Source organism: Comamonas testosteroni (genome assembly GCF_014076415.1).
In the GTDB taxonomy this organism is placed as follows: domain Bacteria; phylum Pseudomonadota; class Gammaproteobacteria; order Burkholderiales; family Burkholderiaceae_C; genus Comamonas; species Comamonas testosteroni_F.
On record NZ_CP043568.1, the window covers coordinates 5,081,864 to 5,107,468 of the forward strand.

At 63.6% G+C, this 25,605-nt stretch carries 22 protein-coding genes and 2 tRNA genes; 20 read left to right on the forward strand and 4 right to left on the reverse strand.

The features are described 5' to 3' along the window. Window positions 1-92 precede the first annotated feature (92 nt). The 5 genes from F0P97_RS23430 to F0P97_RS23450 all read left to right on the forward strand — a co-directional run bounded on the left by F0P97_RS23430 (window position 93) and on the right by F0P97_RS23450 (window position 4,687). Window positions 93-1,910 carry a M61 family metallopeptidase gene (locus F0P97_RS23430; RefSeq protein ID WP_182284526.1) on the forward strand — a complete coding sequence of 606 codons (1,818 nt, stop codon included), beginning with the start codon at window positions 93-95 and terminating at the stop codon, window positions 1,908-1,910. A 96-nt stretch (window positions 1,911-2,006) separates the two neighbouring features. Further along, on the forward strand, window positions 2,007-2,786 hold the full coding sequence (locus tag F0P97_RS23435) for an enoyl-CoA hydratase (RefSeq protein WP_179626843.1): 780 nt from the start codon (window positions 2,007-2,009) through the stop codon (window positions 2,784-2,786). Window positions 2,787-2,860: 74 nt separating this feature from the next. After that, window positions 2,861-2,937: transfer RNA gene (locus tag F0P97_RS23440), tRNA-Met, on the forward strand. A gap of 129 nt (window positions 2,938-3,066) precedes the next feature. After that, window positions 3,067-3,143, forward strand: a tRNA-Met gene (locus F0P97_RS23445). A gap of 374 nt (window positions 3,144-3,517) precedes the next feature. Further along, window positions 3,518-4,687: an MFS transporter gene (locus F0P97_RS23450; RefSeq protein WP_182287301.1), complete on the forward strand. Its 1,170-nt coding sequence runs from the start codon at window positions 3,518-3,520 to the stop codon at window positions 4,685-4,687. A 139-nt stretch (window positions 4,688-4,826) separates the two neighbouring features. Here the strand turns inward: F0P97_RS23450 and F0P97_RS23455 are convergent, their stop codons facing one another. Then, entirely contained in the window at window positions 4,827-5,732 is a 906-nt protein-coding gene (locus F0P97_RS23455; RefSeq protein ID WP_182284527.1) for a LysR family transcriptional regulator, read from the reverse strand. A 111-nt stretch (window positions 5,733-5,843) separates the two neighbouring features. On the opposite strand from F0P97_RS23455, the gene mdlC reads away from it, so the two are divergent. The 4 genes from mdlC to F0P97_RS23475 all read left to right on the forward strand — a co-directional run bounded on the left by mdlC (window position 5,844) and on the right by F0P97_RS23475 (window position 10,553). After that, window positions 5,844-7,460, forward strand: a complete 1,617-nt coding sequence (mdlC, locus tag F0P97_RS23460; RefSeq protein ID WP_182284528.1) for a benzoylformate decarboxylase — start codon at window positions 5,844-5,846, stop codon at window positions 7,458-7,460. A 28-nt stretch (window positions 7,461-7,488) separates the two neighbouring features. Then, entirely contained in the window at window positions 7,489-8,430 is a 942-nt protein-coding gene (locus tag F0P97_RS23465) for a ketopantoate reductase family protein (RefSeq protein ID WP_182284529.1), read from the forward strand. 104 nt (window positions 8,431-8,534) lie between these two features. Continuing rightward, a complete protein-coding gene (locus F0P97_RS23470; RefSeq protein ID WP_182284530.1) occupies window positions 8,535-9,506 on the forward strand; it encodes a Bug family tripartite tricarboxylate transporter substrate binding protein in 972 nt (323 codons plus the stop codon). Window positions 9,507-9,536: 30 nt separating this feature from the next. Beyond that, window positions 9,537-10,553 carry a Bug family tripartite tricarboxylate transporter substrate binding protein gene (locus F0P97_RS23475; RefSeq protein WP_182284531.1) on the forward strand — a complete coding sequence of 339 codons (1,017 nt, stop codon included), beginning with the start codon at window positions 9,537-9,539 and terminating at the stop codon, window positions 10,551-10,553. Window positions 10,554-10,716: 163 nt separating this feature from the next. On the opposite strand, the gene F0P97_RS23480 is transcribed toward F0P97_RS23475, so the two are convergent. Next, complete coding sequence (locus tag F0P97_RS23480) at window positions 10,717-11,589, reverse strand: TOBE domain-containing protein (RefSeq protein WP_232538036.1); 873 nt, start codon at window positions 11,587-11,589, stop codon at window positions 10,717-10,719. Between the two features lie 97 nt (window positions 11,590-11,686). On the opposite strand from F0P97_RS23480, the gene modA reads away from it, so the two are divergent. From modA to F0P97_RS23525, 9 genes are all read left to right on the forward strand, one after another. Further along, on the forward strand, window positions 11,687-12,481 hold the full coding sequence (modA, locus tag F0P97_RS23485) for a molybdate ABC transporter substrate-binding protein (protein WP_182284532.1): 795 nt from the start codon (window positions 11,687-11,689) through the stop codon (window positions 12,479-12,481). Between the two features lie 181 nt (window positions 12,482-12,662). Further along, the gene (gene modB / locus F0P97_RS23490; RefSeq protein ID WP_182284533.1) at window positions 12,663-13,343 is read left to right on the forward strand and encodes a molybdate ABC transporter permease subunit; all 681 of its coding nucleotides are present in this window, start codon (window positions 12,663-12,665) and stop codon (window positions 13,341-13,343) included. Further along, window positions 13,340-14,425 (forward strand): molybdenum ABC transporter ATP-binding protein, encoded by a 1,086-nt coding sequence (modC, locus tag F0P97_RS23495; protein ID WP_182284534.1) that lies wholly within the window; start codon window positions 13,340-13,342, stop codon window positions 14,423-14,425. The genes modB and modC overlap by 4 nt, the downstream gene beginning before the upstream one ends. A gap of 57 nt (window positions 14,426-14,482) precedes the next feature. Further along, complete coding sequence (gene fdhD / locus F0P97_RS23500; RefSeq protein ID WP_182284535.1) at window positions 14,483-15,346, forward strand: formate dehydrogenase accessory sulfurtransferase FdhD; 864 nt, start codon at window positions 14,483-14,485, stop codon at window positions 15,344-15,346. 96 nt (window positions 15,347-15,442) lie between these two features. Beyond that, the gene (locus F0P97_RS23505; RefSeq protein ID WP_182284536.1) at window positions 15,443-15,847 is read left to right on the forward strand and encodes a hypothetical protein; all 405 of its coding nucleotides are present in this window, start codon (window positions 15,443-15,445) and stop codon (window positions 15,845-15,847) included. Window positions 15,848-16,018: 171 nt separating this feature from the next. Further along, a complete protein-coding gene (miaB, locus tag F0P97_RS23510; RefSeq protein ID WP_003071003.1) occupies window positions 16,019-17,347 on the forward strand; it encodes a tRNA (N6-isopentenyl adenosine(37)-C2)-methylthiotransferase MiaB in 1,329 nt (442 codons plus the stop codon). A gap of 188 nt (window positions 17,348-17,535) precedes the next feature. Then, a complete protein-coding gene (locus F0P97_RS23515; RefSeq protein WP_182284537.1) occupies window positions 17,536-19,848 on the forward strand; it encodes a hypothetical protein in 2,313 nt (770 codons plus the stop codon). Then, window positions 19,830-21,032 (forward strand): hypothetical protein, encoded by a 1,203-nt coding sequence (locus F0P97_RS23520; protein ID WP_182284538.1) that lies wholly within the window; start codon window positions 19,830-19,832, stop codon window positions 21,030-21,032. Before F0P97_RS23515 ends, F0P97_RS23520 begins: the two co-directional genes overlap by 19 nt. Further along, a complete protein-coding gene (locus F0P97_RS23525; RefSeq protein ID WP_182284539.1) occupies window positions 21,029-21,742 on the forward strand; it encodes a DUF1266 domain-containing protein in 714 nt (237 codons plus the stop codon). Before F0P97_RS23520 ends, F0P97_RS23525 begins: the two co-directional genes overlap by 4 nt. Window positions 21,743-21,804: 62 nt before the next feature. On the opposite strand, the gene F0P97_RS23530 is transcribed toward F0P97_RS23525, so the two are convergent. Next, window positions 21,805-22,383, reverse strand: coding sequence for a C40 family peptidase (locus F0P97_RS23530; RefSeq protein WP_182284540.1), 579 nt, complete (start codon window positions 22,381-22,383; stop codon window positions 21,805-21,807). A gap of 293 nt (window positions 22,384-22,676) precedes the next feature. Beyond that, window positions 22,677-24,068 carry a signal recognition particle protein gene (gene ffh, locus F0P97_RS23535; RefSeq protein WP_003070990.1) on the reverse strand — a complete coding sequence of 464 codons (1,392 nt, stop codon included), beginning with the start codon at window positions 24,066-24,068 and terminating at the stop codon, window positions 22,677-22,679. A 488-nt stretch (window positions 24,069-24,556) separates the two neighbouring features. Between ffh and F0P97_RS23540 the strand changes: the two genes are divergently transcribed. Both F0P97_RS23540 and F0P97_RS23545 read left to right on the forward strand, forming a co-directional pair. Then, entirely contained in the window at window positions 24,557-25,363 is an 807-nt protein-coding gene (locus tag F0P97_RS23540) for a cytochrome C assembly family protein (RefSeq protein WP_182284541.1), read from the forward strand. Then, on the forward strand, window positions 25,360-25,605 hold the full coding sequence (locus F0P97_RS23545) for a PP0621 family protein (RefSeq protein ID WP_182284542.1): 246 nt from the start codon (window positions 25,360-25,362) through the stop codon (window positions 25,603-25,605). Before F0P97_RS23540 ends, F0P97_RS23545 begins: the two co-directional genes overlap by 4 nt.

Below are 25,605 nucleotides of genomic sequence, written 5' to 3' on the forward strand. Positions count from 1 at the left end.
TCTGTCTCATTGCCGGAGCAGCGCACACCTGATGCAGTTTCAGGCGCGCTGCGCTAGGTTCGCATGCTCCGGCCCGCATTTCTGGAGCTGCCATGACCTCTGTTCTCAACGCATCCGGCATTCGCCCCGACATCCGCTTCGCCGTGCAGGCCAGCGCGGTGGACGCCCATCTTTTCGATGTGCAGCTGCATATCGCCCGGCCTGCGGCGCAGCAGCTGCTGTCGCTGCCGGTGTGGATTCCTGGCAGCTATCTGGTGCGCGAGTTTTCCAAGAATCTGCAGGGCTTGAAGGCCACGCAGAACGGTGAGCCCGTGACCGTGCAACAGCTCAGCAAGAATCAATGGGAAATTGCCTGCAACGCAGGATCAGCATGCGTTATCAGCTATCAGATTTGCGCCTATGACACTTCGGTGCGCACGGCCTGGCTGGATCGCCGGCGTGGTTTCTTCAACGGCACCAGCCTGTGCCTGCGCGTGCATGGTCAGGAGGACCGCCCCCATGCGCTGGAGCTGCTCGGCAGCCCCGCCACGCAGGACTGGCAGGTGGCCACCGGCCTCACGCCCGCGCAAGTCGATGCCAACGGCTTCGGCCTCTACACGGCTGCCCATTACGACGAGCTGGTGGACTGCCCCGTGGAGATGGGGCGCTTCTGGCGTGGCAGCTTTGTAGCCGGAGGCGTGCTCCACGAATTCGTGGTGGCCGGTGCCGCGCCCAGCTTTGATGGCGAGCGCCTGCTCGCCGATACGCAAAAGATCTGCGAGGCCGAGATCGCCTTCTGGCATGCCGACGGCAGCCAGCCGCCCATGGATCGCTATGTCTTCATGCTCAATGTGGTCGATGACAACTATGGCGGCCTCGAGCACCGCAACAGCACGGCACTGATCTGCGGCCGCCGCGATCTGCCGCGCAAGGCAGAGGCCAAGGCCGGCGAGGGCTACAACACCCTGCTGGGCCTGATCAGCCACGAGTACTTCCACACCTGGAACGTCAAGCGCCTGCGCCCGGCCGAACTGGCCCGCTACGACTACGAGCAGGAGAACTACACCGAGCTGTTGTGGTTCTTTGAAGGCTTTACCAGCTACTACGACGATCTGTTCCTGCGCCGCGCCGGATTGCTGGACAACAGCCAGTACCTCAAGCTCGTCACGCGCACCATCAACCAGGTGCTGCAGACGCCGGGCCGTCTGGTGCAGTCCGTGGCCGAGTCCAGCTTCGACGCCTGGGTCAAGTACTACCGCCAGGACGAGAACACTGCCAATCACACGGTCAGCTACTACACCAAGGGCTCGCTGGTTGCGCTGTGCCTGGATCTGGCCCTGCGCGCCAACGGTACGGGCAGCCTGGACGATGTGATGCGCAGCCTGTGGCGCTGCAGTGAAGGCGGCCCCATCAGCGAAGCCGATGTGCTGGCCGTGGTCAGCAAAGTGGGCAACCCCGAGATTGCCGGACAGCTGCAAACCTGGGTGCATTCCACCGAGGACCTGCCGCTGCGCGAGCTGCTGGCCCGGCATGGCATCAATAGCAAGGCCGAGCCCGCACAGCTGGCGCAGAAACTGGGTCTGCGTGTCCAGGAAAATCATAGCGTGCAGATCAAGACCGTGCTGCGCGGCGGCGCTGCCGAGCAGGCAGGCATGATGGCTGGAGACGAATGGCTGGCCGTCGAGGCCTATGGTCAGCGCTGGCGCATCAGCAAACTGGACGATGTGCAGCTGTACGCGGCCGGCTCCAATCAGCTCACGGCCTGGGTAGCACGCGACCAGCAGATTCTGCAGCTGACGCTGAACACGGGCGGCCTGCTCGCCAAAGCCGCCAGCGAGGATGCAGATAGCGCCAGCCCCATCAGCAATCTGGGGCTCGAAATCAGCGACAAGGCCGCCGCAGAGCGCTGGCTGACGGGCATTGCGGCCTGAGCCCGACCCCAAAGTGGCGCTGCTGTGCGACAGCCGGCAGCCAGACTCAGCGGTTATTCTTGGCAGCAGCCATTCATTCTTTAGCAGGAGACAAACTTGGCCTACGAAACCATCGAAGTCCGCGTGGAAGCGGAAAAAGTCGGCGTCATCACGCTGAACCGTCCCAAGCAGCTCAACGCCCTGAACGACCAGCTCATGGACGAACTCGGTGATGCGCTCAGGAAGTTCGATGCCGACAAAAGCATTGGCTGCATGATCATCACCGGCAGCGAACGTGCCTTTGCCGCTGGTGCCGACATCGGTGCCATGGCCAAGTACAGCTTTGCCGACGCCTATGGCGGCGACTACATCACGCGCAACTGGGAAACCATTCGCAGCATCCGCAAGCCCGTGATTGCCGCCGTCAGCGGCTTTGCCCTGGGCGGCGGCTGCGAGCTGGCGATGATGTGCGACTTCATCATCGCTGCCGATAACGCCAAGTTCGGCCAGCCCGAGATCAAGCTGGGCGTGATCCCTGGTGCCGGCGGCACGCAGCGCCTGCCTCGCGCCGTGGGCAAATCCAAGGCCATGGACATGGCTCTGACCGCCCGCATGATGGATGCCAGCGAGGCCGAGCGCGCCGGTCTGGTCAGCCGCGTCGTGCCTTTTGACAAGCTCATGGAAGAGGCGCTGGGCGCCGCCATCATCATCAGCGGCTTCTCTCAGCTGGCCGTGATGGCTGCCAAGGAGTCCGTGAACCGTGCGTTCGAAAGCGGCCTCTCCGATGGCGTGATGTTCGAGCGCCGCCTGTTCCATGCCCTGTTTGCCACCCAGGACCAGAAGGAAGGCATGGACGCGTTTGTGAACAAGCGCCCCGCCAACTTCACCCATCAGTAGGCACCAGATTTTTCGCAAGAAATTTCAGCAAACCGCTTGAAGCAGCTATTTTTTTGCATATAATTGCTGTCTTCGGTCGTATAGCTCAGTTGGTTAGAGCGCAGCATTCATAATGCTGATGTCGCAGGTTCGAGTCCCGCTACGACCACCAGACAGGAAACCGCAGTGTTTGCAAAAGCACTGCGGTTTTTTCTTTGTCGCAACGCTCGCTGCAGTCTGCGCACAAAAATTCCCAACTTGGCTGCCAAGGCCATTTCTTCCTATACAATTGCGGGCTGTCGGTCGTATAGCTCAGTTGGTTAGAGCGCAGCATTCATAATGCTGATGTCGCAGGTTCGAGTCCCGCTACGACCACCAAATCCATGCCCCAGTTGCTCACGCAACTGGGGCTTTTCGCTTTTTACAGAGGCGACATTGCGCCGCACTGCCCTTCCTGCCCCGCAGAAATCAACGCAGTCCGCGCCGCCATGCTCCAGCCGCTCAAACCTCCCCTTCAAGGACTTTTTCGTGCCCGTTGCACCTCAAGGATGCTGCACGCACGCTGCGTGCCCGCGCGCTGGTCTTGCGCCCAGCGAGGACCTGCTTTTTTCTGCAAAAGCCGGCCTGCAGGCACCCAAAGTCCGTCTTCGCTCAAGGACTCTCCCGTGACCACACAAACCACAGGCGCCGTGGCAGGCATAGCCGCGCCCGCCGCTCCAACAGAAGTCAACGGATACAGCTGGAAAGCACTCATGGGCTCGGCCGTCGGCTACGCCATGGACGGCTTTGACCTGCTGATTCTTGGCTTCATGCTCTCGGCCATCTCCAAGGACCTGAACCTCACGCCCGGCCAGGCCGGCTCTCTCGTGACCTGGACCTTGATCGGCGCCGTCTTCGGCGGCATCGTCTTCGGCATGCTCAGCGACAAATACGGCCGCATCCGCGTGCTGACCTGGACGATCGTGCTGTTTGCCGTCTTTACCGGTCTATGCGCATTTGCACAAGGCTACTGGGACTTGCTGATCTACCGCACCATCGCCGGTATCGGCCTGGGGGGAGAGTTCGGCATCGGCATGGCACTGGCCGCCGAGGCCTGGCCCGCACGCCATCGCGCACGCGTCTCGTCCTATGTGGCCCTGGGCTGGCAGCTCGGCGTGCTGGGCGCAGCCATGCTGACCCCGCTGCTGCTGCCCTCCATCGGCTGGCGCGGCATGTTTCTGGTCGGCGTGATTCCTGCTGTCGTGGCCTGGGTCATCCGCAACAAGCTGCATGAGCCCGAAGTGTTCGTGGCACGCAGCAAGAAAGAGCAGCCCTCGGCCATGCAATGCCTGAAGCTGCTGATGAAGGACAAGGCCACGCGCAAGATCAGCCTGGGCGTGATCGTGCTGACCTCGGTGCAGAACTTCGGCTACTACGGCATCATGATCTGGATGCCCAGCTTTCTGTCCAAGCAGATGGGCTTCAGCCTGACCAAGTCGTCGGTGTGGACGGCCGTCACCATCGTCGGCATGTCGCTGGGTATCTGGGTCTTCGGCCAGTTGGCCGACCGCATCGGCCGCAAGCCCACTTTCCTGATCTTCCAGGTCGGCTCCGTGATCTCGGTGCTGGCCTATTCCCAACTCACCGATGCCACGGCCATGCTGTGGGTGGGAGCCATCATGGGTCTGTGCGTCAATGGCATGATGGGCGGCTATGGCGCCGTCATCAGCGAAGCCTATCCCACCGAGGCCCGCGCCACGGCTCAGAACGTGCTGTTCAACATCGGTCGCGCCGTCGGCGGCCTGGGCCCGGTCGTCATCGGTGCGCTGGCCATGGCCTACTCCTTCCAGGTGGCCATTGCCCTGCTGGCCGCCATCTATGTGCTGGACATGCTGGCCACGGTCTTTCTGATTCCCGAACTCAAGGGCAAGGAGCTTCATTAAAGATAGCTGCCATTGCAGATCCATCAAGCGCCAGAGCCTTAAAGCCTGGCGCTTTTTTATTGCCGCCGGGGCCCCTCACGTGGGAGCCCGGCGCAGGGTCAGCGGCCACACGAAGTGGGCATGTGTAGGGCTGAGCACCTTATCTGCGCTGCCCGAACACTTCGCTGACCAATTCCCGCAGCCACTGGTTCGCGGGCTCCTGCGCAAAGCGCCAGCTCCAGTGCAGAGAGACATCGAAAGCACTCTCTGGCAGATCGGCCTGCAGCACCACATATCCGCCCTGTGCTTCAAAGGTCTCGGCAATCTCGGCGGGCATGATGACGGCCAGATCCGTCTGATGCACGATGGAAGGCACGGCCATGAAGTGGGCCGCCGACAGCCGCACCTGATCCTGCAAATCGAGTTTGCGCAGAATGCGCAGCGTCTCGGAATGCGAGCGCACCGCCACATAGTCGAGCCCGCGCAAATGTTCAGCACTCAGCCTCTCGGTCTTCAAATCCTTGAGCACCGGATGCCCCTGACGCAGCAACAGGGCGTAGTGATCGGACAGCAGCACCTTCTGCTGCGTGCCCGTCACACCAGGCAGAAAGCCGATGGCGATATCCAGCGAACCGCGATCCAGTGCATCGGCAATCTCGCCCATGGGCATGGGCAGGGTTTCCAGCTGCACATGGGGCGCCCGGCCTCTCAAGGCCTGCATCAGTGGTGGCAAGAAGCGCGCCTCGCCGATGTCGCTGAGGTGAATGCGAAAGCACTGATTCGCCTGCAAGGGATCAAAACTGTGTGCCTCTGCCAAAGCCACCTCCAGCGTTGCCAGTGCAGTTCTTACCGCCTGAGCCAGCCGCTCGGCACGCGGCGTGGGGCGCACTCCCCCATGCATGCGTTCAAACAGCGGATCGCCCAGCAAATGGCGCAGCCGCGTCACCGCCTGACTGGCTGCGGGCTGGGAAAGACCCAGCTCCTGCGAAGCGCGGCTGACGCTGCCGTGGCGGAACACCGCATCGAAAACACGCAACAGATTGAGATCCAGACCTGATATATCCATTAAACGAATATCTCTTAGATGAATTATTCAATTGCTGGAAATTATCTCCAAAGGCAGGATTGATGCCAACAGTGCCAAGGCCCAGTGCCAGCCCGATCCAAGGAGAATTTTTTGCCCGCCAACACCGCCCCCAATGCCCAGACCGCCGAAGTCTTCACCGTACGCCATGCCGTCATCAACATGCTGCGCGAGCTGGGCATGACACGCATCTTCGGCAACCCGGGCTCCACCGAGCTGCCCCTGTTTCGCGACTATCCCGAGGACTTCTCATACATCCTCGGCCTGCAGGAGACCGTGGTCGTGGGCATGGCAGACGGCTATGCCCAGGCCACGCGCAACGCCAGCTTCGTGAACCTGCACTCGGCCGCCGGCGTGGGCCACGCCATGGCCAATATCTTCACGGCCTTCAAGAACCGCACGCCCATGGTCATCACGGCCGGCCAGCAGACGCGCTCGCTGCTGCAGTTCGACCCCTTCCTGCACTCCAACCAGGCCGCCGAGCTGCCCAAGCCCTATGTGAAGTGGAGCTGCGAGCCCGCACGCGCCGAGGACGTGCCCCAGGCCCTGGCGCGCGCCTACTACATCGCCATGCAGGAGCCGCGCGGCCCGGTCTTCGTCTCCATTCCCGCCGATGACTGGGATGTGCCCTGCGAGCCCATCACACTGCGCAAAGTCGGCTTCGAAACCCGACCCGACCCGCGCCTGCTGGACAGCATAGGCCAGGCGCTGGAGGGGGCGCGCGCACCGGCCTTCGTGGTCGGAGCGGCCGTGGACCGCAGCCAGGCCTTCGAAGCCGTCCAGGCCCTGGCCGAACGCCACCAGGCGCGCGTCTATGTGGCGCCCATGAGCGGGCGCTGCGGCTTCCCCGAGGACCATGCGCTGTTCGGCGGCTTCCTGCCGGCCATGCGCGAGCGCATCGTGGACAGGCTCTCGGGCCATGACGTGGTCTTCGTCATCGGCGCACCAGCCTTCACCTACCACGTCGAAGGCCACGGCCCCTTCATCGCCGAAGGCACGCAGCTGTTCCAGCTCATCGAGGACCCTGCCATCGCCGCCTGGGCCCCCGTGGGCGACGCGGCCGTGGGCAATATCCGCATGGGCGTGCAGGAACTGCTGGCCCGCCCCCTGGCAGGTCCGCGCCCTGCGCTCCAGCCCCGGCCTGCCATACCCGCCCCGGCGGCACCTGAGCCGGGCAAGCTGATGAGCGATGCCTTCCTCATGCACACACTGGCCCAGGTGCGATCGCGTGACAGCATCATCGTCGAGGAGGCACCTGGCTCGCGCTCCATCATCCAGGCCCACCTGCCCATCTACGCTGCCGAGACCTTCTTCACCATGTGCAGCGGCGGACTGGGCCACAGCCTGCCTGCTTCCGTAGGCATCGCGCTGGCCAAGCCCGACAAGAAGGTCATAGGCGTCATCGGCGACGGCTCGGCCATGTACGCCATCCAGGCACTGTGGAGCGCAGCCCATCTGGGGCTGCCGGTCACCTACATCATTGTCAAGAACCGCCGCTACGCTGCCCTGCAGGATTTCTCCAGGGTGTTCGGCTACCGTGAGGGCGAGAAGGTCGAGGGAACGGACCTGCCCGACATCGACTTCGTGGCCCTGGCCAAGGGCCAGGGCTGCGACGGCGTGCGCGTCACCGAAGCAGCGCAGCTGCCCCAGGTTCTGCGGGACGCCCTGCGCAGCCCGCGCGCCACGCTGGTCGAGGTCGAGGTCGCCTGACCCGGCCTCGCACCCTCGGAGACAAGACATGCACAACACACAAGAGCCGCAAGCGGCCACCGTCGGCATCCTGGGAGCGGGGGCCATGGGCACCCTGTTCGGCACGCGGCTGGCCCGGGCCGGCATCCCCGTCACGCTGGTGGATGTCAACGCGCAGTTGCTCCAGACCATACGTGAGCACGGCGTGCACTGCGAGACCGACCAGGGCCCGCTGCACGCCGACGTTCAGGCCCTGCAGGCCCATGAGCTGACGCAGCCGCCCAAGCGCTGGCTGATCTTCACCAAGGCCGCCCACACCCAGGCCGCGCTGCAAAGCATTGCCCATCTGATAGGGCCTGGGACCCTGCTGCTCAGCCTGCAAAACGGCATAGGACATATCGAGACCCTGCATGGATTTGCCGATGCCCGGCAGATCGCCGTGGGCGTGACGACATGGCCGGCACGGTTGCTGGCTCCAGGAAAAGTGAGTTCGCTGGGCAGCGGCAAGATTCGCTTCATGCCGCGCACCGGACAGGTGGACGCCGGCTTCCAGGACTTCGGCGACGACCTCAACCGCGCCGGACTGCATTGCGAGATCGATCCCGAGGTCGAGACCGCCATCTGGGAAAAGCTGGCCTTCAATGCTGCCTTCAACGGTCTGTGCGGCATCACGCGCCAGACCGTGGACGGACTGGCCAGCCCTCTGGGCCGCAGCCTGATCCGCGAAGTCCTGGACGAGGTCGTTGCCGTGGCTGCGGCCAACGGTATCGCTGTGGACGCCCACCGTATCCAGGCCACGGTGGAGGACGCCCTGAACCACCATATGGGACACCAGCCATCGCTGCTGCAGGACCTGCTGGCGGGGCGCCCCACCGAAACCGACTCCATCCACGGCGCGGTGGTGCGCGCGGGCGAGCGGCATGGCATCGCCACGCCCATGACACGTACCCTGCACCGGCTCATCAGCATGACGCAGCAGCGCACGCCATAGAACCAGGACTCGGCGAAGACGCATCAAAGGCTCGGGAAAAACAGCAAAAACAAAGAGAAAGACAGCAGGGACCGGGCCCACGGATTCAACAACAAGGAGACAACATGCGCAGAACCTTTCTCAAAGCCGGCGCTGCTTGCGGTGTACAGCTCATGCTGGGTAGGGCCCACGCCCAGCAGGCGTCCGGCAGGCCCATGGAATGGGTGGTCGGCTTTGCCGCAGGCGGCGGCTCGGATGCTGTGGCTCGGGGTGTAGCCGAGGCCTGGGCCAAGCCTATCCATCGCAACATCGTGGTGATCAACAAGCCGGGCGCCGGCACCAACATCGCCGCAGAATATGCGGCGCGCTCACGCGACTATGGCAACCTGGTCTTCACCGCCGACTTCGCAACCCTGGCCGCCAACCCGCATCTGTTCCCCAAGCTGGCCTACAACGCCGAGCAGGACTTCGTCCCCATCAGCCTGCTGGCACGCTTTCCGCTGCTGCTGGTCGTCAACAACGAATTGCCGGTGCGCAACTTCCAGGAGTTCGCGGCCTGGGCCAAGGCCAACCCCAGCAGGCTCAGCTATGGCTCTCCCGGGCTGGGCACCCCACACCATCTGGCCACCGAACTGCTGGCCCAGAAGATGGGCGCGAAGATGACCCACGCACCCTATCGCGGCGCCGGCCCGGCCATGCTGGATGTGATCGGAGGCCAGATTCCCTTCATGCTGGTGGACAGTGCCGCAGGCCTGCCCCACATCAACGCCGGCAAGGTCCGTGCCATCGGCGTGGCCAGCGCGCAGCGGCTCAAAAGCCTGCCCCAGACGCCCACGCTCATCGAGCAGGGCGTGGCCGGCTTCGAGGCCTTCGCCTGGCAGGGCCTGGTCGCTCCCAGGGGCACGGATGACGCCACCATACAGATATGGTCCAGGACGCTGCAGGAAACCCTGAAGACGCCGTCCGTGCAGGCCCGCTTCGAGGCCCTGGCCCTGGAGCCCCTGCCCAGCACTCCCGAGCAGATGCGGGAGTTCTGGCTCTCCGAGAAGAAGCGCTGGGGAGAGGTCATCAAGACCGCAGGCATCAAGCTGGACTGATCGATATCAATGACAAACAGGAAAACACCTATGGAGACCCCTATCACTCAACGCCCCTCTGCACACAGGCCGCTGCGCGCCCTGATCGCCAAAGGCTGGGCCAGCCTGGGCATGGCGCTTTGCCTGGCACCGGCCGCCCAGTCACAGACATGGCCGGATCGTCCCATCCGCCTGATCGTGAACTTCGCTCCTGGCGGCGCGGCCGATGTGATGGGGCGCGCTATCTCGCCCACCATGAGCCAGGTGCTGGGCCAGTCCGTGGTGGTGGACAACAAGCCCGGAGCCAACGGCAATATCGGTATCAGCGAAACCGTGCGCTCTGCCAAGGACGGCTATACGCTGCTGCTGAGCAGCGGCGGCGGCATCAGCATCAATCCGCTGATCTACAGCAAGCTGCCTTTCAATCCCGAAAAAGACCTGATCCCTGTGGCGGCCGTGGCACGCGTGCATGTGTTTCTGGAAACCAACCCCAGTCTTCCCGTGAGCAATGTGCAGGACTTCATCAAGCACCTGCAGGCCAATCCTGGCAAGCTGTCCTACGGCTCGCCAGGCCCGGGCAGCTCGCCTCATCTGGCCGGTGAAATGTTCAAGCGCGCAGCCAAGGTCGATGCCAGCCATATTCCCTACAAGGGAGCCGGTCCTGCCCTGACCGATGTGCTCAGCGGTCAATTGCAATACTGGTTCGATCCGGGCCCGGGCCTCAAGCAGGTCGAGGCCGGCAAGCTCAAGCTGCTGGCCATAGGCAGCCCGCACCGCTCGCCTCTGTACCCCAAGGTACCCACGCTGGCCGAAAGCGGCCTGCCGGGCTTCGATGCCGACACACTGTTCGGCGTCTACGCGCCGGCCGGCACGCCCGCCCCCGTGGTGGATGCCGTGCGCGCCAGCGTGATCAAGGCACTGGAGCAAAAGAGCGTGGTCGATGTGATCCAGGGTCTGGGCGCCACGCCCGAGCCGCGCATGAGCCGCCAGGACTTCGTGGACCACCATGCCAAGGAACGCGCCCGCTTCGCACCGCTGATCAAGGAAATCGGCTTGAAAGTGGACTAGGAAATATCAGTTCAACGTGGGAGTCCGGTTGCCCGAAAACTCCCTTTGACCGCCGGTCTGAAAGGATCGGCGGTCTTTTTTCGGTTTACGCAGACAAGAATGCTCAACAGGCCTGCCTGCCGACAAAACACCAAGCCAGATCCGAATTTGCGCAAATCGTGTTTCAGTGAGAGGCCACCGCCACGACTACCGCAGACTCGGCCACCTCCAGCCAGACATTGTCATTGGCCACCAGCCCGCTCATGGCCGGCGCAAAGCCCACGATCTGAGCACCCCAGCTCAAACGACAGATGGCTTCGTCGCAAGCCAGGCTCTCTTCCGTCACCGTGGCCGCGCCATAGGTCGCGCGCTGCACCACGGCAGGCCAGATATTGATGGGCTGCGCGGCCCCCGCAGGCCGCTCCTGCCCCAGCCAGACCTTGACGGCCGTGGCCTTGCACAGCGCCAGCACCTGCACACCGGGTGCCAGACCCAGCAGCTCATAGCTTTCGGGCGTGATGCGCGCGGCAATCGTCCAGTCCGAGCCTGCATCGCTTGCAGCACGCAGCCAGACACGGATCTGCCCGCCTATGGACTCGACCTTGAGCACACTGCAAGGCCACTGATTGCGCATGCTGGTCATCAGGCCCAGATTGGGTTGCCCGCCACCTGGCGTGCCGGCCTGCATGCGCTGCAGCAACTCGCTGCGCAAGTGCATCATGGCCTCGGCCGCATGCAGCAACTCCTCGCCCGCCGGCGTGATCTGTGCGCCGCCGCCCCCGGCGCCGCCCACACTGCGCTCGACCAGCGGCACGCCAGCCAGATTGGTCAGGGTATCGATGGCCTGCCAGGCCGCCTTGTAGCTCACGCCCACGTCACGTGCTGCCTGAGAGATGGAGCCGCTTTGCGCAATCCCGCGCAGGATGGCAATGCGACGGTCGGCCATGTCATAGCCCAGCGCCTGGGAAACCGAGTCGGACGACAGCGCGCCACCCGGCACAGCCTCGTCGCCGGCCATATCCAATTGTTCTTGTTCGAAATTTTCTGTGTCTGACATAGACCGCCATCATGCCCTGACAGCCAATTTCCCCGCTCGACCTCAGTTGTTCATTCACGCTACACTCGCTATTACATTAATGAATAGCGAAATTTCAATGACTCAGATCACTGCCCGCTCCACCGGTTTTTCCTTTCAACTGGCTCGCTCTTCGGCCGTGATCGGCACAGTCGTGCTGGGCCTGTGGTCTGCGCAGGCGCAGGCCGCTGAAGTGGCGGTCGCCGTGGCAGCCAACTTCACCGCACCCATGAAGAAGATTGCGGCCGAGTTCGAGAAGGATACCGGCCACAAGGCCGAGCTGTCGTTTGGCGCCACCGGCAAGTTCTACGCCCAGATCAACAACGGCGCGCCCTTCGGCATTCTGCTGGCCGCCGATGACACCACACCCGAGAAGCTGGCCAAGGAAGGCAAGGGCGTGACCGATTCGCGCTTTACCTATGCCATCGGTACGCTGGTGCTGTGGAGCCCCAAGGCCGGCTATGTGGACGACAAGGGCGATGTGCTCAAGAGCGGCGACTACAAGCATATCGCGATCGCCAACCCCAAGCTGGCTCCTTACGGAACAGCTGCCATGGAAGTGCTGAACAAGCTCGGCCTGAGCGCACAGGTGCAGCCCAAGGTGGTGATGGGCGAGAACATCGCCCAGACCTACCAGTTCGCTGCCACCGGCAATGCGCAGCTGGGTTTTGTGGCGCTGTCCCAGGTCATGGAGAACGGCAAGATCCGCGAGGGTTCGGCCTGGCAGGTGCCCGGCAATATGCATGAACCCATCCGCCAGGACGCCATTGTGCTCAACAGCGCCAAGGACAACGAAGCCGCTGCGGCTCTGATGAAGTACCTGCGCAGCCCCAAGGCACATGACATCATCCGCTCCTATGGCTATAGCTTCTGACGCTTGACCGGCAAGTCCTGGCGCTCAAACCAGTCCGCTCTACCCTTGGCGCTGCTCGGCTAAGCTGGGCGCTCCAAGGGTCTTTTTTTACGACTTGCGCAAATTCGGATCGGACAGGGTGCTTTGCCGATAGAAATGTCCGTTGTGCATGCTTGTTTGCGCAAGTCCTGTTTTTGATTCCATGCAACTGAATGTCGAAGACTACGCAGCCATCTGGCTCACGCTCAAGCTCGCGGGCGTGACTACCGTGCTGCTCATGCTGCTGTGCACGCCGCTGGCCTGGTGGCTGGCCCATACCCGTTCGCGCTGGCGCGGCCCGATCGGTGCCGTGGTGGCACTGCCGCTGGTGCTGCCGCCCACCGTCATCGGCTTTTATCTGCTGGTCACCATGGGCCCCAATGGCCCCATCGGCAAGCTCACGCAGGCCATGGGTCTGGGCAATCTGCCGTTCACCTTTGCCGGTCTGGTAGTGGGCTCGCTGATCTACTCGATGCCGTTTACCGTGCAGCCGCTGCAGCGCGCCTTCGAGGCACTGGGCTCGCGCCCCATGGAGGCTGCGGCCAGCCTCGGCGCCAGTCCGCTGGACCGCTTTCTGACCGTGGCCCTGCCGCTGGCGCGCCCCGGCTTCATCACCGCTGCCGTGCTGACCTTTGCCCACACCGTGGGCGAATTCGGCGTGGTGCTGATGCTGGGCGGCAATATCCCCGGCGTGACACGCGTGGTCTCGGTACAGATTTACGACCATGTGGAAGCCATGGAGTACGGCCACGCCCATATGCTGGCGGCCGGCATGGTGGTGTTCTCCTTCATCGTGCTGCTGGCTTTGAACTGGCTGCAACCCAAAGCGGAGCGCCGCGCATGACAGCCACCAGTTTCATCACCGCGCAGCTCAGGCTGAGCCGGCCCGACTTTGCACTCGATGTGGATCTGCAGCTACCCGGCCAGGGGGTCACGGCCCTGTTCGGGCCTTCGGGCTGCGGCAAGACCAGCTGTCTGCGCAGCCTCGCCGGGCTTGAGCGGGCGCAAGGTCGCGTCACCGTCAACCAGACCGTATGGCAGGACGACGCCAGCCGGCAATGGCTTCCCACGCACCAGCGCGCACTCGGCTATGTGTTCCAGGAAGCCAGCCTGTTTGCGCATCTGTCGGTGCAGCGCAATATCGATTACGGTCTCAGGCGCACGCCGCAGGAACGCCGCAAGGTCTCCAAGGAGCGGGCCGTTGAGCTGCTGGGCATCGCCCATCTGATGGATCGCATGCCCGCCACGCTGTCGGGCGGCGAACGCCAGCGCGTGGCGATTGCAAGAGCGCTGGCCACCAGCCCCGAAGTGCTGCTCATGGACGAGCCCCTGGCCGCGCTCGACGCCCAGCGCAAGGCCGAAGTCCTGCCCTATCTGGAGCAGCTGCAGCGGCATCTGCGGATTCCCGTGATCTATGTCAGCCACTCCATGGACGAGGTTGCGCGCCTGGCCCAGCATATGGTGTTGCTTGGTGCGGGCAAGGTGCTGGCGCAGGGCTCCGTCCCCGAGTTGCTATCCAGCCTCGATCTGCCGCTGGCCCATGGCGACGTGGCCTCCAGCGTGGTCCATGCCACGGTGCATGACCATGATGCTACCGACCATCTGAGCACGCTGATCTTTGACGGAGGCCGGCTCCAGCTCGTCATGGCCCGTCCGCGCGAATTGGGCAGCCAGGTACCGCTGCGCGTGCAGGCGCGCGATGTCAGCCTGAGTCTGCTCAGGCCCGAGGGCAGCAGCATTCTCAACATCCTGCCGGTGCAGGTGCTGGGCCTGCGCGAGGATGGGCCGGGGCAGGTCATGGTTTCGCTGCAGGCGGGCGACACCCGGCTGCTGGCCAGAATCACCCAGCACTCGGCCAAGGCCTTGCAGCTGAAGACCGGCATGCCGGTGTATGCACAGATCAAGGGAATGGCGCTGCTGGACTGAGCGCAGCGCATCCGCCCCTTGCCGGCAAGGAATGCGCCTGCTGACTATCATCAGCCCATGACCGAGTCCGCCTGCCCCATCCCTGCCCAGCCGATAGCACCGCTGCACACCCATGCCGTGAGCTTCTTCCACGCCGGGCAGCAGGAGCGGCAGGAGCGCGTGCTGGCGGCCGAGGTGCCGATCGCGCTGGTCTTCAACGGCATCTCGCATGCGGTGATGATGGGTTCGCCCACCGATGTGGAAGACTTTGCCCTCGGCTTTGCGCTGACCGAGGGCATTCTGGACAGCGTTGCCGATTGCTACGGCATCGAAGCCCGCCCCGTGTCTGCCGCGGCAGCCGGCCTGCCCGAAGGCATGGACGGCATGGAAGTGCAGCTCGACATCGCCTCGCGCTGCTTTGCGCGGCTCAAGGACAAACGCCGCAGCATGACGGGCCGCACGGGTTGTGGCGTCTGTGGAGTCGAGAGCTTTGCGGCGCTGGACCTGTCGTTTGACGCCCTGCCGCCCCAGGACTGGCTGGAGCGGGTCGACGCAGCCACCGTGCTCAAGGCGATTGACGCCCTGCCGCCACACCAGATTCTGAATGCCGAGGCCGGCGCCATCCATGCCGCAGGCTGGGCCACGCTGGCGGGCGACATCACGGACGTGCTCGAGGACGTGGGCCGCCACAATGCGCTGGACAAGCTGGTCGGCCGGCTGGCGCGCACGGGCCGCCTCGGCGAACCCGGCTTTGTACTGCTGTCCAGCCGCGGCAGCCATGAACTGGTGCGCAAATGCGCCAAGGTCGGCATCGCGGCGCTGGCCACGATTTCCGCGCCCACCTCCATGGGCGTGCGCATGGCGGAGCTGACGGGCCTGCGCTTCTGGGGGCTGTGCCGCCCGCCCCGGGCGGTTCTCTATGCCGCCGGCGGCAAAGCCTGAGCAAGCCCTGCTGCCAAGCGCCAGCCTCTAGAATCACGGCATTGCGGCCATGACTCCAGCTCTGACCGCCCCACGATCAGCCCCTGGATATACACCATGAACCGCTGCACCACCACCCGCTTCAGCCGTCGCCTTTGGGGCTGCGCCCTGCTGGCTGCCGCCGCCAGCGCCAGCCTGCCGACCCTGGCCCAGGGCCTGGCATCGGACGACACACGCAACTTTCCGCCCACGGCGCAGTTCGGCGAGCTGACGGTCACCAATTTCCCCGAAGTGGCCATCAACGGCACGGCCATTCGCACGACGCCGGGCTTTCGCCTGTTCAGCCGCGAACGCAGCCTGGTCTTTGCCAGCAACTATGCAGGCCAGAAGCTGCTGGTGGGCTATGTGATCGAGCCGCAGACCCAGGGCCTGCACACGGCCTGGATCCTGACCCCTGCCGAAATCGAGAAATACAAGCCGATCCAGCCGCGCACCCTGCTGCAGCGCGTTTTCGGCAGCTGAGTCCGGCCAACGCCGGCCGCTATTGATTTCAAAGCTGCTTGCGCCTTTTCTGCAAGCATTTCGAATCATTTACCTGTTCAAACCCAGTGATGGCGAGCGCCAGCCGCTATGACTTCGCGCTTGCAGACTCTGCAAGCCCCGCACCCGACAACACCTGACAAGAGCGCCCTCATGAGCAAGAAAGTCTTTATCAAAACCTTTGGCTGCCAGATGAACGAGTACGACTCGGACAAGATGGCCGATGTACTGGGCGCGGCCCAGGGTTACGAGCCCACGCAGAACGTGGACGAGGCCGATCTGATCCTGTTCAACACCTGCTCGGTGCGTGAGAAGGCACAGGAAAAAGTATTCAGCGATCTGGGCCGCATCCGCCACCTCAAGGAAAAAGGCGTGCTGATCGGCGTGGGCGGCTGCGTGGCCAGCCAGGAGGGTGCCGAGATCATCAAGCGCGCTCCGTTTGTGGATGTGGTCTTCGGTCCCCAGACCCTGCACCGCCTGCCCGAGCTGCTCAATCAGCGTGCGGCCAAGGCCAAGCCCCAGGTCGATATCTCCTTCCCCGAAATCGAGAAGTTCGACCACCTGCCACCGGCACGCGTGGAAGGCGCTTCGGCCTTCGTCTCCATCATGGAGGGCTGCTCCAAATATTGCAGCTACTGCGTCGTGCCCTATACGCGCGGCGAGGAAGTCAGCCGCCCGTTCGAGGACGTGCTGGTGGAAGTTGCGGGCCTGGCCGAGCAGGGAGTGAAGGAAATCACGCTGCTGGGCCAGAACGTCAACGCCTACCTGGGCAAGATGGGCGACAGCAGCGAGATGGCCGACTTCGCGCTGCTGCTGGAATATGTGGCCGAGATTCCCGGCATCGAGCGCATCCGCTACACCACCAGCCATCCCAACGAGTTCACACCGCGCCTGATCGAGGCCTACGCCAAGATTCCGCAGCTGGTCAGCCACCTGCACCTGCCCGTGCAACATGGCAGCGACAAGATCCTCATGGCCATGAAGCGCGGCTACACGGCCATGGAATACAAGAGCACCATCCGCAAGCTGCGCGCCATCCGCCCCGATCTGGCCATGAGCAGCGACTTCATCGTGGGCTTCCCCGGCGAGACCGAGGAAGACTTCCAGAAGATGATGAAGCTCATCCACGACGTGCGCTTCGACAACTCGTTCAGCTTCATCTTCAGCCCCCGCCCCGGCACGCCTGCGGCCAATCTGCACGACGACACGCCCCACGAAGTCAAGCTGCGCCGCCTGCAGGAGCTGCAAGCCGTGATCAACACCAACATCAAGGAGATCAGCGAAGAGCGTGTCGGCACGGTGCAACGCCTGCTGGTCGAAGGCGTGAGCAAGCGCGACGGCAGCGAGCTGATGGGTCGCACCTATTGCAACCGCGTGGTCAACTTCCCCGGCAACGAGCGCTTGATCGGCCAGATGGTGGATGTGAAGATTACCGAAGCCAAGGCTTACACCTTGCGCGGCGAAGTACTGGTCAAGGATTGACAGCCCGACAGTCCCTGGCCTCATCCACCAAAAGCCTGCCGGCAATGCCAAGGCAGGCTTTTTTCATGACTGGTTATAAATTCTGTAACAAATGGTGATGCCTTGCCGGATGGCACACGCCTCTTCAATCCGCCGCTAGGATGGTGGTCTATTGGGGCCAAGCTGCCTCGGATTGAACTCTGGACACCATGAACCAAACTGCCGCACTGCAGGGCGATTCCATCTACGCCCTGCTGGACCAAGCCCATGAGCTACTGAACGACTACAACGACGACAAGCCCGGCAGCATCAGCCGTCAGGACCGCATCGCCGCGGCGGTGGAATTGATGGGGCAGCAGAACTTTGCCCCCGCCACCGTGCAGGAGCTCGAGCGCATTCACGACTTCTGGCTCTACCTCGATCAGCCCGAAGCGGCCAACAAGCTGCTGCAGCAGCATCGCGACACCGCCCTTGCCGCTGCCGACGAACTGAGCCCCGCAGAAGCTGCGCTGCGCCTGAGCCTCAGCGACATCCAGAGCCGCATGGGCTTTGACCAGTCCTCCGCGCAAGCCCTGCTGGGTGCAGCGGCACAGGCCATTGCCCGGCTGCCCGAGGATGTGGACAGCGACAACTACTGGCATGGCTGGCACTGGATGGCCTCTCAGCTCCAGGCCTGGGAAGCTGCGGCCACAGGCCTTGAGCTGCAACGCGCACAGGAGCGTCGCAACCCCGATCTGGCCGAAGATGCGGCCTATCTCGATGCCATCCTCTGCGTTCGCAAGGCGGAAATGGCCCAGAAAAGCGGCCACGCCAGCGAGGCCGCCAGCCTGGTGCAGAACGCCATCAATCTCCTGCGCGATGCCGCGCCCGACCAGCAGGTGGACTTTGACCGCTGGATGACGCTGGCCGACCATGTGCTGCCGCTGGCCCCGCAAAGCCTGCCAGCCCTGCTCATGGCCTGTGAGCAACAGCTCGCCCGTCTGGAGAACCCGCCACCATCGCAGGCCGTCAAGGCGCATCGCCAGGTCAAGATCGTGCGGCTGCAGGCCCAGGCCTGCGCTCAGGCCGGTCAGCTGGAGGCGGCGCTGCAGCTGGCCCCTCAGGGACACTTCGGACTGACGGATGACTCGGGCGATCCCTTCACCGCCTCCTGGCTGGGCTGGCTGGAGCAGACCGGGCGCCTGAAGCAAGCCGCCGATCTGGCGCTTCAGAGCGTGCTCCACGCTCGTCCCGTCTCGGCCGTAGCCGCCTTCGAGCTGGCCAAGAGACAGTTCAGCAACGACCCGGAAAACGCCATCACCTGGGCCCTGGTTCTGGCCATTGGCCAGACCGACGAGGACATGCGCCAGCTGCTCGCGCAGGAAGAGAGGCCCCTGCACCCGGCGGATTTCTATCTGAACATGGTGCGCGCAGCCCAGCCGGCGCATCCGGTGCTGGCCTTGCTCGACGGCCTGCGTCTGGCACGCAAGCGCCAGATGGAGCAGGCTCTGCCGCTGCTGGAAATTGGCGTGGGCCAGCACCCCGAGATGGCCGACAGCGACAAGCTGCCCGCGCTCTGGGCTGCCCGCTTTGCCGCGTTACCGCTGGAAGAAGCGCTGGCTCGGCCTTTTCCTCAGGGCCATGGCGCGCACTGGTGCTACGCCGCCGGCGTGGTCCTTGACGATGCAGACGATCTGGCACCGCTGATGGGTGGCAAGAAGAAAGTGCCTGCGCAGGAGGTGCGCGAGCCTCTGGTCGTGCGCTACTACGAGGAAGGTCTCGCCCGCTTCGAGCATTTCTGGGCGACTGGCCAGGGCCGCTTCAAGGATGGCGACCTGCATGTGTACTCCATGCTCTGCAACAACCTGGCCATCAAGTACCGCTTCATGGACCGCTACGACGAGGCCGCCGACCTGCACCACAAGGGACTGGGCAGCAGCCCGTTCGCCGAGCATCACAACGGCCTGCTGTGGTGCGCCGTGGGCAAGGACGACGATGCGCAGACCGTGGTCGAGGCCGAGCGCCTGTGGCATTTCGCCCAGGAGCATGGCTACAGCCGCCATGAGCCCACGCGTTATTTCTCCACCGTCGCCCTGTCGCTCTACAAGCTCAACCGCGATGACGAAATCAGCATCTGGATGGAGCGTCTGGACCAATGGTTCCACGACCTGGATGAGGACGAGCAGCGCGACGTGCGCCGCAACTACCTGGCGTCCTTGATGTCCATGCTGGACTTTTTCTCCAGCACACGCCCCGAGCTGGTGCTGCCGCGCCTGCGCATGCATCAGCAAGAAGTCATTGCGCTGCAGGACTGCTATCCGCTGCGCCGCCTGGCCTGTGCGCTGGAAGCCTACCCCGAGCTGCTGGAAGAATCCGTGGCACTGCACAAGCAGGCCAACAGCTATCTGGACAAGGATGACGACGAGGATGAGCGGCGCATGTCGCTGTCCGGCATAGAGCGCGCCGAGCGCAAGCTGGCCGAGCGCGACGCCCAGGCCGGCGCTGCAGCATCGGGTCGCAAACCATGGTGGAAATTCTGGTGAATCAGGTCGTCGAAAAAGCCGCTGCCGCCAGTGCCTACAAGGCACGCGATGTCGTCAACGCCCCGGCCATCAAGCAGCGCATCAAGGAGCGCAGCGCAGAGCGCGGCGACGCAGCCGACGTCGCGGCCTGGCTGGGCAACCATTTCTACCGCCATGTGGTGGGCAATCTGCAGGCCGACGAGCCTGCCGTGCTGCGCATTGCCGACGCCCGGCAGTTGCAGGAGCTGGCGGGTCGGCAGGAGCCGCCAGCCTGGGCGCTGGAGCGGCTGGCGCGCAGGCAGGCCGGCTTCGAGCTGCCCGACCTCTGGTGGGTGCAGCCCGACAGCGCCGCCCTGCTCGCGCTTGAGACACGGCTGGTGGAATTTCTCTCCACCCGCAAGGGCACCTCTCTCGAAGGCAAGCTGCAGCGCGTGAACTGCCCACAGGCGCTGGCGCGCTGGACGCTGGAGCATCTGGCTTTCGAGAAAAAACAGAACAGCGGCCGGGTTGAGCATAGCCAGAGTGCCGTGCGCGGGCTGCTGCGTGGCCAGCACGGTACCTTTGTGGAGTTTGACGGCACAAGTGCGCAGATGCGCCAGGAAATGGCCTATGAAAGCCAGATGATGGGCCACTGCGTGGGCCAGTTTGCCAACCGCAAGTCCTTCAGCGGCGGCTATGGAGAACATTACGCCGAGGGACTCGAATCGGGGCGCATGCGGCTGTTCAGCTACCGCACGGGCACGGCCCAGCCCCGCATCACCGTCAATGCCTATGTGCAAAAGGACGGCAAGCTTCAGATCGAGCAGATCAAGGGCAAGCAGAACCGACCGCCGATTGCACGCTATATGCCCGATGTGGTGACTCTGCTCAACCATCTGCCGCTCAACGACGAAGTCCCCGAAGACGCTCTGTCCATGGGCATTGTGCGCCGCCCACCCGAGCTGCTGCAGGCCCGCCCCGAGCTGGCGCCCTGGTGCTCGGTGCAGGAGCTGCAGACCGACGACGAGCAACTGTGGCTGATGCAGCAGCACCCTGCCCTGCTGCCTCGGCTCAATCTGCAGTCACCACTGATGCAGTGGATGGTGGCGGCACGCAAGGATTCGCTGGACAGCGAAGTCATTGAACGCATGCCCAAATCCGCCGCACTGAAACAGAGCTTGCTGATGGCCAGAAAGCGCCCCGGTCGACCAGGAGTTCGCACATGAGCGGATGGACGATCTTTGTGCTCATCGTGGCCCTGATCTACTGGGTGCTGCGCGGCGGCTTCAAGCGCCTCAAGGAGGCCAAGCAACGCGGCGACATCATCAGCTACCAGGCGGGCAGTCCGGAGCGCAACTGGGCCCTGGCCCTGGCCCACCCCATGGCCTACCACGCCATGCAAGGTGGCTTTGCCAGCGATCTGCATGGCGCTGACGAAGCGCTGGCCAGGCAGCTGCGCCCCATGATCCTGCACCATCTTGGCCTGCGCACCGACCTCAGCGACGAACAGGTGCGCCAGCAACTGCCCGATGCACTTCGCCAGCGCTGGTTCATGCTGGATCTGCAGCGCCTGCAGCGCAGCGACGACGTGCGCGCCGCGATGGCGTTTGCCTGCGCGCGCGTGACCTTTTTTGTGCGCAGCGCCAGGCTGCTGGAATGGACGGACGAAGCCCTGCATTGGGATATCCTTCAGCTCAACGCCCAGCGCGCCCAGCAATGCTTCGACAGCTGGCTTGCTTTCGGCCAGGCCTATGCACAGGGCCGCGCTCAATGGCTGGCACAAGGTCGCAGCGATGTGCTGGGCAAGGCCTTCACGTCCGAAGAAGTGGCGCAATGGGTGACGCAGGAGCAGCACCCCTGGCATGCGATGAGCTGGAATCTGCCGCTGACCGGCGATGAGGCAAAGCCCGCCTCCGAGCCTGCGGCACAAGTGTGAGACACCCGCAGAAACCGAGGGACTGCCAGGCAGTCCCTTTTTTACATCCGCAGCGCAGGCGTTCAGGCAAAGATGCTTCGGGCTTCCGTGAATCGCTTGGCGAAGTACACATTGTCCATGCGTACCCGCTGCACCGTTCCGCCGCTGGACGGCGCGTGCACGAACTGTCCGTTGCCCACAAAAATTCCCATATGGGAATAGCGCCCGCCCAGGGTGTTGAAGAACACGAAGTCGCCGCGCATCAGATCGCGTCCATCCACCGGGTTGCTGGCCTGCGCCCATTGCGATGTGGTGCGGGGCAGGCGGATTTCCGTGATGCCCCCCACGGCCCACTGAATCAGACCGCTGCAGTCAAAACCGCCTTCAGGCGAGTTGCCGCCATAGGTGTAAGGCGTGTTGACCACCAGCATGGTGCGTGCCAGCAGCGACTCGCGCAGCTCAGCATCCAGACTCAGGGCATTGGCCGGGCGCGCGGAAGATCCGCCTTGCGCAGCAGGCCGGGGCCTGTCTTTGGTGGTGGAACACCCTGCCAGCACCGCAAGCAGCGAGCCCGCCAGCATCAGCGCGCAGCGGCGCTCCAGACATTGAGGCAGAGCTTGCCGCTGACCCGCCTCCACGAAAGTCCTGTCTTGTAGCTTCATGGAAAGGCATGTTCTCAGAAAGCCGCCCAAACAGCCACCGTCTACCCACAATTACTGCGCTTCTTTACAAAAAAGTGAGCTACTCTCGCTTGTCATGCCTTTGATTCAGATGCATTTCTCATCCAAATCCATAAACAACAAGCCAAGCAGCTCACTTTTTAAACACCCTTAGAAACTGACACGCCCCAGGAAAGGGACAGCCAGCAAGCGCCGCCGCGCAGCGAGGCTGTCGTCCCCCTTGGGGGCGCCCGGCCAGGGGAAGCCGCGCAGCGGCTCAGGGGGGTGATCAATTATCAGAAAGGCAGCTTGGGCATGCCGCCGCCGCCCATCATGCCCTTCATGGCTTTCATGCCGCCCATCTTCTTCATCATCTTCATCAGACCGCCGCCCTTGAACTTCTTCATCATGGTCTGCATCTGCTCGAACTCCTTGAGCAGGCGGTTGACTTCCTGCACCTGCACGCCGGCGCCGTCAGCAATACGCTTTTTGCGCGTGGCCTTGATCAGGGCGGGGTTCTTGCGCTCCTTGAAGGTCATGGAACAGATGATGCCTTCCTTGCGCTTGATCTCGCGCTCGGCCTTGTCCATATCGACCTGACCGGCCTTGCCGGCCAGCTCGGCGGGCAGCTTGTCCATCAGGGTCGAGAGACCGCCCATCTGCTTCATCTGCTGCAGCTGGGCCAGAAAGTCGTTGAGGTCGAAGCCGTCACCGCTCTTGAGCTTCTCGGCCATCTTCTGCGCGGCTTCCATGTCCACGCCCTTGGTGACCTGCTCGACCAGGGCCACGATGTCGCCCATGCCCAGCACGCGCTGTGCGTGGCGGTCGGCATCAAAGACTTCCAGGCCGTCGATCTTTTCCGAGACACCGGCAAACTTGATGGGCGCACCCGTGATCTGGCGCACCGACAGCGCCGCACCGCCGCGCGAATCGCCGTCGAGCTTGGTCAGCACGATTCCGGTCAGCGGCAGCGCTTCCTTGAAGGCCTTGGCGGTGTTGACCGCATCCTGACCCTGCATGGCATCGACCACGAACAGGGTTTCGACGGGTTTGAGCGTGGCGTGCAAATCCTTGATTTCGGCCATCAGCAGCTCGTCGATGGCCAGACGGCCGGCCGTATCCACCAGCAGCACATCGAAGAAATGCTTCTTGGCGTAATCAATCGCGGCCACGGCGATATCGTGTGGCTTCTGGTCGGGCGTGGAGGGAAACCACTCGGCGCCAGCCTGGGCCGTCACGGTCTTGAGCTGCTCGATGGCCGCGGGGCGATACACGTCTCCCGAAACCGTGAGCACCTTTTTCTTGCGCTTTTCGATCAGATGCTTGGCCAGCTTGGCCGTGGTGGTGGTCTTGCCTGCGCCTTGCAGACCCGCCATCAGAATGACGGCGGGAGGCTGGGCATTGAGGTTGATGTCGGCCACGCCTTCGCCCATGGTCGCCGCCAACTCCTTGTTGACGATGGACACCAGCACCTGGCCGGGCTGCAACGAGCTGATGACTTCCTGACCCAGTGCCTTTTCCTTGACGCGGGCAATGAAGTCGCGCACCACGGGCAGGGCCACGTCGGCCTCCAGCAAGGCCATGCGCACTTCGCGCAGCATGTCCTGCACATTGGACTCGGTGATGCGGGCCTGGCCGCGCATCTCTTTGACAAGGCGCGAGAGTTTATCGGTGAGTGCGGAGGCCATAAGCAAAAAGCATTCGAAAGTTATGGATGGACGGAAGTCGTGCGCGAGCGCGCAGCACGACTCTCCGGGCAGCTTGCGGGCCCAGCTCAGGCGAGGCGAAGCTGCATGAACAGGCATTTTACCCGCTGCCCTTGATTGACGATGCCCCGCAGACTTGTCCGTGATCTGCCTCAGGCGTGCAAAGTCGCTCCGCTGTGCTCCACAGCGCCCTCGAAAGAAACCGGGCCGGCCCTGAATCTCGAGCAGAATCGAGCTACCCTGAGAGTCCTGACTCTTGGTGGAAGACTGGCCTGCGGGGCGGGAAGCCTGAAGGCATCGTCCGACCGGAGAAAATCCTTGAAGACCGGGCTCAAGAGCCGACGATCTGCCCTGCAAACGCTCAAACCCGCGCTCATGACCGGGTTCAGGCAGTGCTTTATACGCAAAATTGACGGACGGCAGCGGCCTGCAAAAGATGAGTGCGGGCCAGCGGCACTATCATAGAAAGCATGCTCTCCCAACCGCTCACTGCAGCTGGCCCCATTGGCTGGATCCTGGCCATGGCAGCAGCCATTGCCTACGCCATTCCTGCACTTGCCACCCAGCGCCTGCAAGAAGCCGGTGCCCGTCGCTGCCTGCGCCTGGCCTGGGCACTGCATGCCCTGCTGCTGGGCTGGGGTTTGCTTGGCGAGCTGCCGCACTTCGGCTTTGCTCCCGCACTCTCGATCACTGCCTGGCTGGTGCTGACCGTCTATGTGGTGGAGCAGCAGCTCTACCCGCAGCTGCGCTCGCGCTGGCCGCTGTCCATCCTGGGAAGCGTGGCCGTGCTTCTGGCCGTGGTGTTCCCCGGTACACCGCTGCACGTCAACGCCTCGCCCTGGCTGCCTCTGCATCTGGCTCTGGGTATTGCTTCCTACGGCCTGTTTGCCGCAGCCGTCGTTCATGGCGCGCTGATGAGCCATGCCGAGCGGCAGATGCGCCAGGGCGGCGACCATGACAGCGGACTGCCGCTGCTGACGCTGGAGCGGCTGACCTTCCGTTTTGTCGGAGCGGGCTTTGTGCTGCTGACCGCCACACTGGCCGCAGGCTGGCTGTTTGGCGAACAGCTCTATGGCAAGGCATGGGTGTGGAATCACAAATCCATTTTCTCCCTGCTGTCCTGGCTGGCATTTGCCGTGCTGCTGTTCGGCCGCAAGCGATTCGGCTGGCGCGGCCAAAGCGCCGTGCGAGTTCTTTATATCGGCGCCATCTTCTTGCTGCTGGCCTATGTCGGCTCGCGCTTTGTGATTGAAGTCCTGCTGGAGCGCGCAGCATGAAGTATTTGCTGGTCCTGCTGGTCGTGGTGGTGGCTGTCGGAATCTGGCGCAGCAAGCGCCGTGCAGAAGTGGCTGAACAGACCAGGCCTGCCAGTGTCCCCAAGCACGCACAGACCATGGTAGCTTGTGCTCACTGCGGCCTTCACCTGCCGCTGGCTGATGCCGTGAGCGACGCCTCGGGCAAGATCTTCTGCAGCGCGGAACACCGCCGCCTGGCCCAGCAAGACACTGAGCGCCACTGA